The following is a 16,198-nucleotide window of genomic DNA, read 5'->3' as shown; positions in this document are numbered from 1 at the left end:
GCCCCCGATGGCGGCGAGCCAGCCAACACATCATTGACTGACCCACCGCTATCGGGAGCAAGCCCCTCCCACAGTTGTTTTGCGGTGTTGCTTAGAAGGCGTAGCGGGCCTTGAGCATCACGCCGTCGGCGTCAAAACCGCTGCGCGCCTGGCGGGTGTAGCTGGCGCCGACGGTGAAGTCAGACACTTGGTAGTTCACGCCCACGCTGGCCTCGTAGCTGTCACGCGCCACCGATGCGCCGGTCACGGTAAACGCCGAACCGCCAGCCACGAAGCTGGAGGTTTGCGCCACGCGATCGCCCATCAGGTCGTGGTAGGCCATCAAGGTCGCTTCCGGTTGCAGGCTGCCCGCGCCCATCGGCAAGTTGCCCGCCAAACGCACACCAGCACCCAACTCACCCACTTCATAACGCTGCGAAGACGTGCTCAAGGCCGCCGACGAACCTTTCTCGGTGTAGCCATCCATGCGCACGTTGGCATAGCGCGCGGCCACACGCGGCTCGATCACCACCGCCTGGGTCGGCTTGAAGCTGTAGCCGCCGATCACGCTGGCAGACAGCACATTGCTGTCGTAACTGCCCTTGGCCGTGGTGCCCGCGACGTGGCGTTTGCTGTCATTGTCGTTATGGCCGTAGCTGAGGCTGCCATCCACGAACCAGTTCTGCAGCGCCCAGTTGCCGTACAGCGACAGCGCGTGGCCCTCGACGTCGGTCTTGTTGCCCAGGTCGGAATGGATGTTGGAATTGAGGTAGCTGTAGGCCACGCCCAAGGTGGTGGTGTCGTTCACACGACCGTCCACACCCACCGCCATGCCGCTGCTGTTGGCCGAGTAACCGTTGTTGCCGCCACGGCCGTCCTGGTCCATGTTGCTGCTCAGGCCCTGCACCCACACGCCGCCGACCTGGTGGCTTTCACGCTGGTCGGTGAGGCGGTTGAAGATCGCGCCGTTGACCACGGTTTGCCCTGACAGCGCCACGTCGAGGGCGCCACGGTTGACGTCAGGCGTGAGCTGGTCGGCGAGCTGCGCCAGTTGCTGCGCAGTCCCGGCGTTGGCCAGGCTCTGGAACACCGGGTCGTTCTGGTTGAGCTGGCCGAGCACCTCGTTTTTCACCACATTGACGGCGGTCGCCGCCGACGCACCCGCGCTGACACCCGCCAGTTCCTGCTGAACTTGCTGGTCGCTTTTCACCGCCACCACGGCCTTGACCGTCTGCGCATCGGCCGAGTAGCTGAGCACGTTGAGCAACGACGAGGCGCTGGCGACGGCCACGCCGTTGTTCTGCACGTTGGTGGCTTGCAGCAAGGTGTATTGCGTGCCGGCTTTAGGCGCCGCGAAGTCGCCCGGGTTGGCGCTGACCGTCAGCTTGGAAGCTTGAGCCAGATTGGCCGTGCCGTTGACGGTGAGGTACGGCGTGGTCGGCACCACACTGTCGGCCAGGTGCATATCAATGCCCGCGCCGCTGGCCACATTGAGGTCGCCGGTGATAGCAGTGCCGGGCGCCGAGAGGTTCAGCGAACCCGAGTTGACCGACACCGGCGCGATGATACGGCTACCGCTGAAACCCGCCTGACCGCCGATGTTGACGGCGCTGAGGTTGAGCAGGTCGCCGGTGATTTTGCCGCCGGTCCAGTTCAGGCTGGCGAGGTTGTTGGCGTCGACGGCGATACCGCTGTTGCTGCGAATTTCGCCGGCTTGCTGGTTGATTTCAAACGCTGCGACCTGCCTGGCCGCATCCACCTGGATCGCCGTGCCGTCCGCCGCGATGAGCCCACGGTTGACGATACCGCGTGCGCCCGTGGCGCTGTTCTGCGCGAAGCTGGCGCCGGAAAGGTCGAAGGCATTGGCCGACGCGCCCTTGGCTTCAATGGTGCCGGTGTTGAGAATGTAATCGACGGTGCCGGAGTAAAAAAACAGCCCCTTCGACTCATTGCCATTGGCGGAAATCAGGCCGCTGTTTTCAATACGCAGGGGGTTGGTGTCGGTTTCCACTTCCATGCCCCAGGCGCCTTCACCGGTGGCGATAATCGAGCCCGAGTTCAGCAGCTTGCCGCCGATGGTGGTCGGCGTGTCGCCGCTGACGTCAAGGATCAAGCCAATCGCATCCGGACCGGCCATGTCGATCACACCGGTGTTGGAAACGTCGCCCGCAATGGTGGTGCCGTGCAGGTAAATGCCTTCGCCGCCGCCCAGATAGCCTGGAAAAGGCTCAGCGCTCACCGGCGGCGTGGAACGGATGGTGCCGGAGTTGATAACGCTGCCGCCGATGGTCGTGGCACCGATTTCAAGCCCTTCGTAGGCGCCATGGTTCATCAGGATATTGCCCGCCTGAACCACATCCCCGGTGATGGTGCCGGGTGTCAGATTGGAAGGGCCAGACCAGAACATCGGGTCGATGGCGATCGCGCGAATGGTTTTGCCCTGTGAGTCCAGCGTGATGTCTGCGCGGTTGATCAGCGAGCCTTGAATGTTGGTGTTCACAAAGCCGAGACCGGCGGGATCAGTGGTGTTGGAATCGACCACCCGGGAAAACTTGCCGTTAATGGTGACCGGCTCGTTGAACGTCTCATTGGCCCAAATATTCTTGCCCTGACCCAGGTCGAACTCGACTGCCAGCACCTGCGTGCTGATTGCGCCGACCATGATTGCCAACAGACTTTTCTGGAACTGCTTGCGCTTCATTTCAAACTCCATGAACTACAGTCAAAGCCGCCAATACGCCCGGCAGCAGTAGGTGTGCTGTACGAAAGGATCAATCGATCCGAATGAGGCTCTCTCGACGTCCTTGGGAATCGCAGGCGCGAGCCAGTGCACCGCAGGCGGTGGCAGACAGGAGGCCGTAATAGGGAGAGGTTCACATCAATCCTTAATGTCATTTGAAAACGCTGCAGTCCATGCAGCCCGACCGGTTGCGGGTGGGCGGGGTAAAGACATCGAGATAAACAAAATGTTCAAGATGAAATGTGCGCTGAGTCGCAAATGCGCAATGACGCATTGTTGGCGCAAGCATCTGATCCTCAAGTACGCAGGCAAGCAGTTTAGAGTGGAGCAAAATGATTGATGCACGCTCAAGCGTCTTCGCATCAAACAGTACTGATGATAGAAAAGACAGGGAGGGTTGTTATTCAATGAAAATGCTCATACTCACCGCAGGCGCACTGCTTCTCATAGGCTGCAGCTACGACAAGGCCACCCTGCGTAACGAAGCTGAAGCAGCCAAATACGACCCCGCTACCAGCGCACGTATTCGCATCTACTCCGCACCGGAAAAGCATGCGCGCTATATACCTGGCAAAACCTGCGAGGCCTACTACAACCATCCGGAAAATGGTCGATTACAGGGTGATATTCCTACCCGTACCTACGATCCCAAACAGCGTTACATCCTTTGGCGCAACTCCAATGTCCTCGATATGAAGGCCGAGGATTACCAGAACCGCGTGATCGGCATCCCCGCCACAGCCCATACAGAAGCAGTGAAAACCGACCGGCTGGGCTACGACGAATTCGTCATTCCCGCCAACCAGCCAGTGCTGGTCGAAATCGGCTATAAGACCGATAAAGGATACTGCTACCCACCCACCGTCCAGTTCGTCCCGCAAGCAGGGAAGGATTACGAAGCGAGCATTGAATTTCACAAGCCGTACTTCTACGCCTCCAATTGCTCTATCGATCTGGTGGCACTCAGCGGCACCGGATCCCCACAAGAAACCCACCCCGTCTCAACCAACATCTGCCGCTCCGACGGCCACGGACGCTACTCCACCGTTACGCCCTGAGGCGCTCAGCGGGAAACAGCAAGGGAAATAACGAACGCAATACTCAACGCAACGAAGATCAAATGTGGGAGCTGGCTTGCCTGCGAAAGCGGCAAGCCTTTGCACAGACTTACTTGAGCTCCCTAACCAGATACTGCGCGGAAATCTGCGTGATCCCGGTCAACGCCCGACGCAAGGCTTCAGGGTCTGTGCGATAGGTGAGCGGCGTGTAGCCATAAACGTTCTGGCCATTGAATGGCGTCACCGTTTCAAAGGTGCGCCAGATCATTTCATCGCCGCGATTCATCTGCGCCACCACGCTGAGGGTCGGGTAAATCACGCTGCTGAAACCCTGGGTCAGGCGAAAGCCCCACTCGGACACGGTCAACTGGATCTGCGCATCGGCCGGTTCATCGTCGCCGACCACCTTCAGTGTCGAAGTCTTGCCCAGCGCATCCACAAAGCCCTGCTTGAGCAACACGCCTACATCGAGTTTTTCCGCCTCCATCACCGTCAGGATGGCCACCGGCGTCGGCATCTCGGCCAACTGCCCAAGCTTCATCCCGGCCGCAAACCCGGCCCCGCTCAACGCCGCAGTGCCGACCTTGGACGCCCCGCTGGCCATGCCGGCACCCGCACCCAGCCCGGCACCCAGGGCAGCGCCCCAAGCCTGCTCGCGGCCGAAGTACACCATGTTCTTTTCCCACTTCACGGGCAGAACGTTGACGGTCTTGATCTGGGCACGGTTTTCGGGAGTGAGGGGGTGGCTGACGCAACCGCCCAGGATGAGGGTGGTGAAGAGGATCAGGAGGAGGTTTTTCACATTGGTCCTTTAATGTTTGGGGTGGGGCTTATGGATTGGCGTATTAGTGATGCGTTTGCTCGTCGGCAGTATGTCGGCAATGAGTGGGAAGACATTAGGAGTCGTGGTGGCACTCTTCGACGGGGCAGCATTTTGATGCCTTGCGTGGGTTTGGTGGTGCGGCTTATAGTCCGGCGGTCGCCCAAAAGGCGACCGGGTTTGGCGACCCGAAGAACGAGCCCTCAATAATCCAGAGAGCTTAATGATGAATCGATACATGCCCCTAACCGGCCACGACTGCACCATCCCAGCCTTGATCATCGACACCCAGGCACCTCGCGACGTCCTTCACGACGCCGCCGTGCACCGCATTCGGGCCGTCACCCAACTGCTGGAAAACCTGGCCTTCCGCGAACACCTCAGCAGCGATGCGGTAGTACTTTCAGACTTCGCCCACTTGCTGGCCATTCCGCTGCGCGATGGGTGCGATTTGCTGGATGTCATCGGTCGCAGGCTTATGCCGATCCGTCCTGAGTGAAAATTGGGCGGCCTTTGTGTCGCCAGCTTTGTGCGTGAGCAATCCAACTAAATAAATCAGTCCACTTTTTTTGTCATTTCACGCAGCAAACGTGATCACCAGAAAGATAATAAAGCCCCTGCAGTTTTCCGCAAATGGAAGAAAGGCCAAACACCGGTTCTGAGGCATAAGAAATAGGCAACTCGGATCTAATCGAACCGGCGAACTCCGAACTTTCCCACGCAGGAGTTACTATCCCGTTCCAAAAACTTACGGCATCTCCCTTATCAGACAATACAACAGGCTTTAAGTATTCAATTGCTGAATTGGTGTCCCAATACAAATAACCGCGATAAACAGAGCCCCTTTCACCAAAAAAATCAGCTCGAACGATAATCTGAAAGTCTGAGCACGTTTCCTGTTCGGCGCGGCGTACAGTTAATTCATCCTCCGCGGTGTCGCCCATCGGAAAAAACCAAACACCACAACTATCAAGATCATCAATCGTTAGTTCGTATACTTGTTTATCCAACATAACTTTCCATCACTATTTGATTCGCTTCTCTACTGTCTCTATGGCCCTTATTCAGTCGGCTTTCATTGCGCGGCTCTAGCCCTCACACTTTAAATAAAATTTTTCTCAGCATGACTTGCCTCTCAGCCTGGATTCCTACATCAGCTGTGAAACAGTGCTCGCAGGCAACAATCTTCAAAACATCACCCAAATCTTCCACGAAAAACCCGTCGACATTCATTAACTCTTTTTCGTCAACACCTAATGAGTTAAGCAAAGACTTACTAACCCACATTGGCGAACCGACAGCCTCTATATAACCTTTCCTCAAAACCCAGCGCCCAGGATTATTTGATATATCTACAATCTCTTGGGTAAGCGGAAAGGGTAATCCATTGCTTTTTTTAGGCAGATGGGAGTGCTCAACATGGGCCACTTCGAAGAGTTTGATATTCTCGGCATTTTGCCACCGATCATATTCAGCATCGTAAACTCGAGCCTGAACGAAAGCTGGCTCATCTATTAATGCAGCAATCAACGAGTGCGCCATCTCAAGAGAATTTGCGATATTCTTTATATCTAATCGGCACAGTTCTTTATCCGCCACAAGCGAAAATTCTACAGAGCCACCAGCTAACTCAACAAAAAAACTCTTGATCTTATTCTGTTTCAAGTAGTGCGAAACTTTGGCAAGCAACATTTTTTCACCGGTGAATCCATCGTTCACCTCGGAGCCTTTAAAGTCATTGAGTTGTTGCTCTAAACGCGTCCATACAGCTGGAGAGCTATCGTACAAGCCCTCACTAAAAACAATTTCAACCTCAAACATATGATTAGCTGCCAAATTCTTTAATGATGACAGTAATATTCCATTGCTTACCATACTCTATAATTTTACTCGAATCAGACAACCCGCCAGGCTGAACTCGGATATCCAGAATCTTCGTCGCTACGATACCATCTACAGTAATTTTCGAGCTTTGCAACAGAAAAGCGCACAAATTTATTAATAGACTTTTCACTGCTATCTCGAATTAAAATGCCCCCCTCTCTCGCCCGCTCTTTTCAAGCAATTTTCTATGGAGATGAAAAGGTAGAAAAGTTACTGGCTAGCATTCAACGGAACCGCTCAATCAAATCCGCCTCGATCTGACCGAGCAAGTTATCCTTATCTTCACCATTTTCCACAACTAAATAATTCCCTATCTGACTGTCGTGATAAACAGTTAACGCGACCCCATTACATATCAATACCCAACGTCGAGAATAAATATTTTCAGCAAATTGAACTGGGTTTGCCTGCCAATATTTTTTTAAATATTTTACAATCGAGTCAAAACCATCCCAATCAGAAGAAAAGCCTAAATGACACTCGACTTTTCCTTCAGAGTTAATTCTTCTAGTTACAGTTGTCAACGACTCATCCATTCATTCAACCCCAAGACATTTATTAACCACTCTAGTTATTTTTTTATTTTAGGGAGGCACCAGTAAGCAGCAGCCCAAGTAGAGATTCCGCCTAACAAAAAACTCAAAAACACGGGAAACATATTTCTCATCACATGATAATTTTCAACCTCACTTATGAAGAAAAAAACCACACCAAACATCCATGCAGTAGAAACAACTGCGCCGACAACTGAAATCATTAAGTACACTTTAAAACTGCCCACAGGCTTTACAAAAACCAACATTAGAGAAAAAACTAATGCAGGAAGAAAAAAATCAACTGCGCCATTAAGGGAATGGTAATAAATAACGAAAAAACCTCACCCCCTCTCACCTCCCCAATTAATGATGAGTTCTTAAACACCGTTATCAATATCGAAATCAACATTAAGGGCACAGCGGCCACCCCCGAAAAAAAGGGGCACAACATGAATGCGAAAAAAACTTTTATTCGGGGATATGTATTCAACGTCATGGTTTACACCCTTGACTGACACCATAGCCTAGTAACTTACAACCAAACTCAACCCTAGACTTATAATCCAAGACATCTACACCACCACTAATACTGGGCACGTCAAGTGGCAATTTTTTTGCACCTTTGTCAGCGAAAAATAGGGGGCAGCCCACTATTCTTCCTGAGGTGTATACGCATGAGTATTCCCCTCAGTGAAAGCTGTGATAGTTTCGAAATTCCTCCACACTGCCACGCCCCCACGCTTCACGGTCTATAAGCGTTTAGCGATGAACGGGCGATATAAAATAAGGAGGAAGATAAATCTACTTTGAAAGCAGAATACTTAGAGCGTCCTTAGATGCATTAACCACCCACAACCACTCATTTTTCTCCAAATATTCCCTATCAGAAAGTTCAGTGCCATATTTATCAAAAATCACATTAAGAGCACTTACCACGTTTTCAATGGACCTTGCTTCTTTTTCATCCCTGAGGACCAAACCTATCCAGTCGGAAGCGTTTTCAGCCAAACTCGTATCATCGTATAAAAAATGTACTGTGTAATTAAACTCGTCATAATCTAAACTCGGCGATGACCTCTCTACCCAAGCCTGGTACTGATAGTCAAGGTCAGACAACCCACTCAAGTATGAGATAAGCTCCTCTCTCATACTAGGAAATTTCAGTTCGGAGAGTTCCAATTTTTCCATTTCTTATATTCGCTCAGAGGTATATGGACTTGTTCCGCATGTTCCTTAATCGATCCACTAACAGGCTTGCCGTCCCTACCTATCACCCGGCCATTGGACCTCACAATAACATGATCCACTTGCTGAGTAGGCTGGCTAATATCAGGTTCGCCCTTATCTATCCGTACGCCATTACCTTGATTTTTTGGATCTTGCCATCTAAATCCTACCCCCTTCTTATTTGGCGTTACTGCCCAAGTATCTGGAAATTTGGCAATCGTGGTGTCTGGAACATCCCAAATTTTCGGCAATTCGCTCTGCGTTGGTTCAGAGTCTGTCTTGGCACTCGTAGGATTATGATTTTTCGTCGGAGCATCTTTTCCTGCGCTAGCAACCGCGCGTTTGTATGCCAAGGCTCCAGCGGCTGTACCTAAGCCAACCGCAAGAGCGATTTTCAAATCGTTGGTGATCTCTTGCGCCTGCGCATCACTAAGGTTCCATTTCGCTTTAAGCGTATCGACCATAGCTCCTACAGTATGCTCAGTCGTCGCTGTTGCTAACATCTCCTGGAATTCAAAGTTTGAATTAATTAGGTTCTGTACTGCTTCTCGAGCCTTCGGCGAGCCATATTCCACAATATCTTTGATGGGGTTCAGGTCTGCCATGGTATTGGCGACTTCTTTCGACCGTGCCGCGCAAGTCGAAGGATCAGCCTTACAGCCCGCTATCGCTTCAATATCCTGCTGAAGACTCAACTCTTTAAATTTACGAGTGGTGTCTTCAATGCAGGAGGTATCCGTGCACGCGGCTATTTTCTTGGCGGCTCTTTCAAGCTGATTGTGGTTTAGATAGTTGTATTGCGTTCCGTTCTGAGCGACCCAACTGCCCTTCTCCAGCTTGGACGCATCGACATCCCCTTGCGCTGCAGCAGCTAGCACACCGACGATTTGCGAACTCATCGTAAGCAAGTCATCGTCGCCTTTGACCAAGGAATCGAGATGAGTGACTAGAGCCTCACTCGCACCTGCTGCCAATGCGCCGGTTTTAAAGTCTCCACCAGTGGCCTCCGCTAACAGCCCGCCTACCATGGCATGAATCGCGACCTTTGGTGCCGAACCATCTGCGAACACATTTTTCGTGTAATTACCCAACAAATTGAAACTGGCTGCCGCCAAAGTATTAAACAACGCATTTTTAAGCGCATCGCTGGCACTACCACCTTGCCCGAGTGCTTTGCTCAACAACATGGAAGTACCACTTTGCAGCGTTTGGTTAGCCGCAAATTGGCCGACACCCCGCCAGCTATTCAGTATTCCTGGCGTTGTGATTTTCCCAGTTGCCGTGTTTGTCTCGGTTCCAGTCCAATCACCAAAATATTCCGCCGTCAGACCTGCTGTAGCGCCGGCAATGACATACCCCTTCATAGCATCCGAAGAAGTAACATCCTTGAGCACAGCGCCAAGGTTGCCCCGATTGTTGACTACGCTGACAGTCGCGTTCGTAGACGCGCCCGCCGCTACAGCACCAGCGACAGCGCCCACAGTGCCACCACCTGCCGCGACTGCCGCTAGAGGCCCAACCACTGCCGCCATCACAATCGCAATAATGATCTGCGAAGCAGGCCCCAGGCCCGAGTTGCTGTACTTGAAGCTGTCGTGGATTTCCTTGACCTGCCTCCAGTCCACATCGCCACGCTTCTCGGCATCCTTGATCCAAGCCAACTGTGGATCGGCCTTAACCATCGCATCAATGGACTGGCTGACTGTCTCCTGATTGACTTGGTTAATGTCGATCTTCAAACCGGCGACAGCTTTGATTGCCACATTGCCTTCGGCGATCAGCTGACTCTGGCGGACGGTCTCGTCGGTGTTGCCCTTGCCCTTGGAAGAAACCCAAAACGCGTTGTTATTGCTCTTCTCATGGCTCTCCTGATGCAGGTCTTTGACCGCTTCAAAAGTAATCGCGCCACCACTGTCCAGAGTGATGTCATTGCCGCTTTGAAGCTTGGCAAGTTGATAGGTCTGATCTCCTTCACTCTTGAGTATCAGGTCGCCGCCGGTCTTGATTTCAGTACCGACGTTAGTAATACGAGTGACCTCGTCGCGCTGGGTTTTCTTGGAACCCCAGCCGCTGTTTTTCTTCATGTCATACAACGTATGCGTACTGTTCTCAGCCGCCAACAAACTCAACTTATCCCCGCTATACAGATAAGCCTCATTCCCCGCACTGATCCTGCTCGCCACAATCGTGGTATCACGCCCAGCCTGGCTGACAAAATCCCCACCCGCCGTCAGCACGCTTGCCACTTGGGTGGTCTGGTCGTCCGAGGTCTTGATGCGTTTTTTGCCGTGTTTTTCCTTGCCTTCGACGTTGTGCATGTCGCTGACCGAGGCAACGTTGAGGTCGCGGCCGGCGGCGATGTTGAGGTCTTTGCCGGCGGTGGCGGTGCTGCCGATGATGTTGACGTCTTGCCCGGCCTGCAGGTTGAGGTTGCCGCCCGCCGTGACGCTGGCGGCGAGGTTTTTGACGTCGGTGGTGATGCTGGATTTGTGCCCGCCGTCGCTGAATTCGTGCTTCACGCGAGTATCACTGGCGGCGACTAAATTGAGGTCGCGGCCGGCGGTGAGGTTGGCGTCGTTGCCCGCTACCAGCGCGCCTCGGTTGGTGAGGTCGCGGCCGGCGTCGATGGCGAGGTTTTCGCGGGCGACGATGGTGCCGGCGCTGGTGTCGGTGAGGGTGCGCATGCCGACGCCGTCACGCACCTGGATGGCGGTGGTGTCGTTGGTGACGTCGCCTTTGAGGGCCGTGAGGCTGACTTGCTTGCCGCGAATTTCGCCGGCCATGGCGTTGCGGATGCTGTCCTGGGCCAGCAGGCTCAGGTTGTTGCCGGCCTCGACCAGGCCGCCGGTGTAGATACTGCCGCTGCTGATGGCGGTAAGGTTGTTGCTGGCGCGCAGGGTGCCGACGTTGATCAGGTCGCCGCCGGTGACGAGGTTGAGGTCGCGGCCCTGGATCAGGCTGTTGCCGCGCACGTTGCGCGAGTCGGCCTGGGCCAGGTAGAGCACCGGCACGAGCACGGTCTGGCCGTCGATGACGCGGTTTTCCATCCACACGATGTCGTGGGTCAGGGCGCCGACTTGCTGGCCGGTGAGGGCCACGCCGAGGCTCAGGCGCAGGGCGTCTTTGCTGGCCAGCGCGTTGTCCATCAGGTAGCGGAACTGGTCGGCGTCGCTGTACAGGCCGCCGGCGAGGAAGCGTTGGCCGGTTTGCGCGAGGACGGCGTCGCGGATCAGGCGGGTTTCGTACTGGCCGTCACCGAGGCGGCGCCAGGCGTTGTCGGCGTTGAAGCCGAGTTTGCCGAGCATGTAGTCGGAGCTGAAGAAACCGGACACCGAGGTGAATTCGGGGTTGGTCTCGATCAGGTAGTGGCTGGTGGGGTCGGCGTTCTTGACGAACAGGCCGTACTCGCCCTTGGGCAGTTGGAAGGTGGGCGAGGTGGTGGGGTCGACCGGGGCGAAGGCGGTGCCGGTGTAGTCCACCGGCACGAAGCCGCCGCCGGGGGCCACGCCCACGACGGGCAAGACGCTGCCGGGGGCCTGGGCGCTCGGGTCGTTGGCGTGTTTGCTCAGGTTGATGTTGATGCCGCCGACGGGGATGCCGGTCTGGTCGTCGCCGAGTCGGCCGGTGAGTTGCGCCAAGGTGTTTTCGTGCAGGGTGCCGTTTTGCAGGGTGCGAGCAACGTTGAGGTTGACCGTGCCGCCGGCTTGCAGCGTGGCCGCGTAGCCTGGGCCACCGTTGTCAGTCCAAGTGGTGACATTACTGACCTCGGCAAAACGGTCATCGGAAGACCGCGCCTTGAGCGCTTCAAACCGCGCCAGATCGAAGTTGCCCGCAGCGACGGCGGCGTTGAACGCTGGGATGTCGCGAAACTCCATCTGGTCCCAGTAGTCGATGTCGATCCTTTTGGGAGTCCCCACGACGATGGTGTTTTGGCCGGTGCGGCTGCCCGCGCCTTGATTGAGCAGGTCATTGGCGCTGATGCTCAGGTTGCCATTGGCAGCCAACAGGCTGTAGCGGTTCTGAACGTTGTCGCCCTGGATGACCAGGTCTTTGCCGGAGACCAGGCGAGCAGGCGCCGAGTCCTTGATCGCCGACTCAAGGTAGGTCTGGTAGATGTTGATTTGCCCGCGCTTGAACGAGTCATGGCCGCCGCAATGCTGGCCACACACCCACTCTATACGACCAGTGGTCAGTGTCTGGCCCAGTTCGAACGCTGCCTTGGCGTTTTCCACGAATGCGGCATTGATGCCGATATTGCCTTCGCTTTCCACAGTACCCGAAAGGTTACTGAAACCTGCCGCGCGCCCGCCATTGACGGCGGAAAAGGTCAGGCTGCCCTTGCTGTAGGCATCACCGTAAAGGTTGCTGAAGCTGTTACCGCGCAAGGTCATGTCGCCGCCGCTGAACAGCAGCGAATCGGCGGCATTGGTAATGCCGTTGACCGCCGTGAGGTTCACCGCGCCCTGGGCACCGAGGGTGCCACGGTTGTTGATTTGCGCGGCGGCGATATCCAGTTGCTGGCGGGCGGTGAGGAAGCCGAGGTTGTCCAGGGTGCCGCCCAGGGTCAGGCGGGTATTGGTGGCGGCCAGGCGGCCGCCGTTCTGGCTGAGGTTGTTGGCGGCGACGGTGAGTGTTTGCAGGGCCGAGACGCGGCCGCTGTTGTTCATATCGCCGGTGGTGATGCTGATGTCACCGTCGCTGAGCAGTTCGCCGCCGTTGTTCAGGCTCGCCACGTTGAGGATCAAGCCCTTGGCGCTGGCCATGCGGTCGCCGGCCTTGAGGGCCAGCGCCTGATCGCTGTTGTAGGTGAGCACATCGTTGAGTTGCACGCGGCCCAGGCCGTCGACGTTGCCGAAGGCCCAGTCGGCGCTGCCCATGCCCTGGATATTGCCCTGGCTGCCGGAGAGGCTGGCGGTGTTGAGGTGGAACAGGCCGGTGCCGGCGTGTTGCAGCATGCCGTTCTGGTTGTTGAGGCTGGCGGCGTCAAGGCTGAAGGCCTGGCTGCCGAATTCGAGGGTGCCGTTCTGGTTGTTCAACGCACCGCTGAGGTTGACGCTGCTGCTGGTGCCGCCCAGCGCACGCAGTTGCCCGCTGGCGCTGTTATCCAGGTTGCCGCCGGTGAGGGTCAGGCCCTGGTTGGCTTCGATCAGGCCGCCCTGGTTGGCGAGGGTGTCGCGTGAGGTCAGGCTGATCTGATTGCCGCTGACCTGGCCGCCCGCGCTGTTGTCAAGGGTGGCGCCGCTGACGGTCACGTGTTCTTTGCCGAACAGTTTGCCGCCACGGTTGGCTAGGGCTTCGACGGTCAATTGCAGGTTGCCGACCAGGCTTGCCATCAGCCCGCCGCTGCCGTTATCGACGCTGTTGGCGGTGACGCTCAGGCTGTCGCCCTGCACGGTGCCGCCCTGGTTGTGCAGGCTGGTGGTGGTGAGCACGGTGGGGGCGCCGCTGCTGAGGATCAGGCCCTTGCGGTTGCTCAGGTCCTGGCCGCTGTAGGTCACGCCTTCGGCACCGGCCAGCAGCTGGCCGTTGTCGTTGTTCAGCTGCTGCGCGGCGATGTCCAGGCGCTTGCCGCGCAGGGTGCCGCCGTCGTTGTTGAGGGTGGTGAGTTGCTTGACCAGCACGCTGCGTTCGCCCGCGTCGATCTGGCCGCCGGCGTTGGTGAGCAGGTCGCTGACCTTGAGCACCACGTCGCCGCCATCGCTGACCAGCGCGCCTTTGTTGCTGTTGGTGAAGGTCTGCGCGGTGACGTCGACGGTCTGGCCCAGCAGGATGCCGGCGCTGTTGTCCAAGCGCTCGCCCTGCAGTTGCAGCAGGCCTTCGCTCTGGATGCGGCCCTGGGCGTTGAGCAACTGGCCCGGGCCTTTGAGCAGCAGGCTTACGCCCTGGGCGCCACCGGCCAGCAGGCCGGCATTGCGGTTGTCGAGGCCGGAAGCGCGTAGGTCGAGGCGGTCGCCCAACACGCGCCCGGCACGGTTGTCGATGTCGCCGCCGGCCACGTCGAGCAGCAGTTGCTTGCCGACAATCACGCCGCTCTGGTTATCCAGGTGGGCGGCGTGCAGTTCGATATCGCCCTGCCCGGCCTGCAAGCGGCCCTGGGCGTTGTTGAGCTGTTGCGCGGCGGCCAGCGTGAGCTTGCCGGTGTCGGCGCTCAGTACGCCGTCTGCGTTGCTGCTGAGGGTGCCGGCCGTAACGTTTAGGTCGGTGCTGGCCTGGGCGAAACCCTGGTTGTTGTTGAAGGTGTTGGCGACGGCCAGGTTGAGCGCGCCGCCGTCAGCCTGGATCAGGCCCTTGAGGCTGTTGTCGAGGTCGCTGGCATTGACGGTCGCGGTTTTGGCTACCAGTACGCCGTTCTGGTTGTTCAGGTTGCCGGCGTTGACGCTCAGGTCGTTGGCGATGACTTGCCCGCCGCTGTTGTTCAGGTCGGCGCTGGTCAGCGCGAGGCTGCCGCCGGCCATTTCGATACGGCCCTGGCGGTTGTCCAGGGAGGCGCTGTTGAGCGTGGCGGCCTGGCCTTCGCCGAAGCGGATCAGGCCACCGAGGTTGACGATGGCCGGCGAGCTGATCACCAGGCTCTGCTCGCCGAACAGGCGCGCGGTGGCGCCCTGGTTGGTGAGCTTGGCGCTGCTGACCTCGATGTTCTTGGCCTGGATGATCGCGCCCTGGTTGGTCAGCGCTTGCGCGGCGGTAATCGCCAGGCCTCGGCTGGCCAGCAGGTCGCCGCTGGTGGTGACGGTTTGCGCGCTCACCACCAGATCGCCGGTGGTGTTGCGGGTGTTATCGGCAGCGACGCCGGCTTCGATGATGCCGGGGTTGTTCACGCTGGTCGCGTTGATCTCGATGCGCTGGCCGGCGGCAATGCTCTTGCGGTTGACCAGGGCCTGGGCGCTGCTCAGTCGCACGTTGCCGTTGGCGTAGACCTTGTCGGTGAGGTCGACGGTCTGTGCGCTGACCTTGACGTTACCGGTGGCCGCCGCCTGCGCCATGCTCAGGCGGCCGTTGGCGTCGAGCTGGATATCGCCACCACTGGCTGCGAGCGTACCGTCGAGCTTCACGCCCACACCGGCCTCGGTGCCCACCAGCTTGATCGCGCCGGCATACATGCCGCCCAGGGCCGACGAGTCAATCGCCAGCTCCGGCTTGGCGCTGCCGTCGTCAGCGCGCACGTTGGTTTTCAGGCTTTGCGCATCGACGTCGTTACGCCCGGCGATCACGTTGAGTTCGCGGGCGTTGATTTGTGCGTTGATCTTGGCCGAGCGGGTGATGATGTCGAAGCGCTCGACGTTGCTGGCGTTCAAGCCTTCGCCGTCGATGGTCACGGCACCGCCATCGACCTGGTAGCTTTTCAACTGGCCGGTCGGGTCGATGACCGGCTTACCCGTGGTCAGGGTCACGTTGGGCGTATTGATAAAGCCGCAACCGCTGCACGTCACACCGTACGGGTTGGCCACGATGACCTTGGCCGACTGCCCCGCCACTTCGGTATAACCGCGCAACTGACTGGCGCTGCCGCCGTTGACTTCGTTGAGGATGACGTTGGCCGCGCCGCCCTTGAGGTTGGGGTTGCCGACAATGATCCCGCCCAGTTGGGTGTTGACCATAGGGCCGTTGCCATTGTTGAGGATCACGCCGTTGGGGCCGACGTTGTAGTCCTTGAACTGGTTATGAGACAGACCCGCGCCGTTCGGCGTGGCGATATTCACCACCGGCACGCCATTGCCCGCCGCGCCCACCGTGGTACCCGGCGCACTGACCACGATGCCCTCGGCCTGGGCCAGCAACGGCTGCCAGAACAGCGCGTTGGCGAGGATCAACGCCAGCCCGCGCTTGGGCAGGCCGAAGAATGCGTTTCGCGGCTTCAGGGCAGCAGAAGGTTGGCGGGCCAGGAAGGCGAATTGTCGAACATCCATTTTCGTAGTCTCGTTGCAGCGGGCATTAAGGACATGCAGCAGTAACC

The 16,198-nt window shown here is 57.1% G+C and carries 9 protein-coding genes; 2 read left to right on the top strand and 7 right to left on the bottom strand.

Annotated elements, in window-relative coordinates; translation table 11 throughout:
* Nucleotides 1-91 precede the first annotated feature (91 nt).
* Nucleotides 92-2,680, bottom strand: a complete 2,589-nt coding sequence (locus BFQ04_RS19875) for an autotransporter family protein (RefSeq protein WP_065949943.1) — start codon at nt 2,678-2,680, stop codon at nt 92-94.
* Between the two features lie 446 nt (nt 2,681-3,126).
* On the opposite strand from BFQ04_RS19875, the gene BFQ04_RS19865 reads away from it, so the two are divergent.
* Nucleotides 3,127-3,777 carry a hypothetical protein gene (locus BFQ04_RS19865; protein WP_065949941.1) on the top strand — a complete coding sequence of 217 codons (651 nt, stop codon included), beginning with the start codon at nt 3,127-3,129 and terminating at the stop codon, nt 3,775-3,777.
* Nucleotides 3,778-3,886: 109 nt separating this feature from the next.
* Here BFQ04_RS19865 and BFQ04_RS19860 read toward each other — a convergent pair whose 3' ends face one another.
* Complete coding sequence (locus BFQ04_RS19860; RefSeq protein WP_065949940.1) at nt 3,887-4,579, bottom strand: hypothetical protein; 693 nt, start codon at nt 4,577-4,579, stop codon at nt 3,887-3,889.
* Nucleotides 4,580-4,835: 256 nt separating this feature from the next.
* On the opposite strand from BFQ04_RS19860, the gene BFQ04_RS19855 reads away from it, so the two are divergent.
* Nucleotides 4,836-5,096: a hypothetical protein gene (locus BFQ04_RS19855; RefSeq protein ID WP_065949939.1), complete on the top strand. Its 261-nt coding sequence runs from the start codon at nt 4,836-4,838 to the stop codon at nt 5,094-5,096.
* Between the two features lie 73 nt (nt 5,097-5,169).
* Here the strand turns inward: BFQ04_RS19855 and BFQ04_RS28770 are convergent, their stop codons facing one another.
* The 5 genes from BFQ04_RS28770 to BFQ04_RS19835 form a co-directional block, all read right to left on the bottom strand.
* On the bottom strand, nt 5,170-5,610 hold the full coding sequence (locus BFQ04_RS28770) for a hypothetical protein (protein WP_083217926.1): 441 nt from the start codon (nt 5,608-5,610) through the stop codon (nt 5,170-5,172).
* A gap of 82 nt (nt 5,611-5,692) precedes the next feature.
* On the bottom strand, nt 5,693-6,418 hold the full coding sequence (locus BFQ04_RS19850; RefSeq protein WP_065949938.1) for a hypothetical protein: 726 nt from the start codon (nt 6,416-6,418) through the stop codon (nt 5,693-5,695).
* A gap of 287 nt (nt 6,419-6,705) precedes the next feature.
* Nucleotides 6,706-7,017, bottom strand: a complete 312-nt coding sequence (locus tag BFQ04_RS29415; RefSeq protein WP_139111899.1) for a hypothetical protein — start codon at nt 7,015-7,017, stop codon at nt 6,706-6,708.
* 801 nt (nt 7,018-7,818) lie between these two features.
* Nucleotides 7,819-8,205: an SCO4402 family protein gene (locus BFQ04_RS19840; RefSeq protein WP_083207984.1), complete on the bottom strand. Its 387-nt coding sequence runs from the start codon at nt 8,203-8,205 to the stop codon at nt 7,819-7,821.
* Nucleotides 8,178-16,151: a two-partner secretion domain-containing protein gene (locus BFQ04_RS19835; RefSeq protein ID WP_256544556.1), complete on the bottom strand. Its 7,974-nt coding sequence runs from the start codon at nt 16,149-16,151 to the stop codon at nt 8,178-8,180. The genes BFQ04_RS19840 and BFQ04_RS19835 overlap by 28 nt, the downstream gene beginning before the upstream one ends.
* Between the last annotated feature and the right edge of the window lie 47 nt (nt 16,152-16,198).

It is taken from the genome of Pseudomonas sp. 37 R 15 (genome assembly GCF_900004865.1).
Lineage (GTDB): Bacteria > Pseudomonadota > Gammaproteobacteria > Pseudomonadales > Pseudomonadaceae > Aquipseudomonas > Aquipseudomonas fluorescens_AM.
This window is presented reverse-complemented; position numbering and strand designations above follow the sequence as displayed.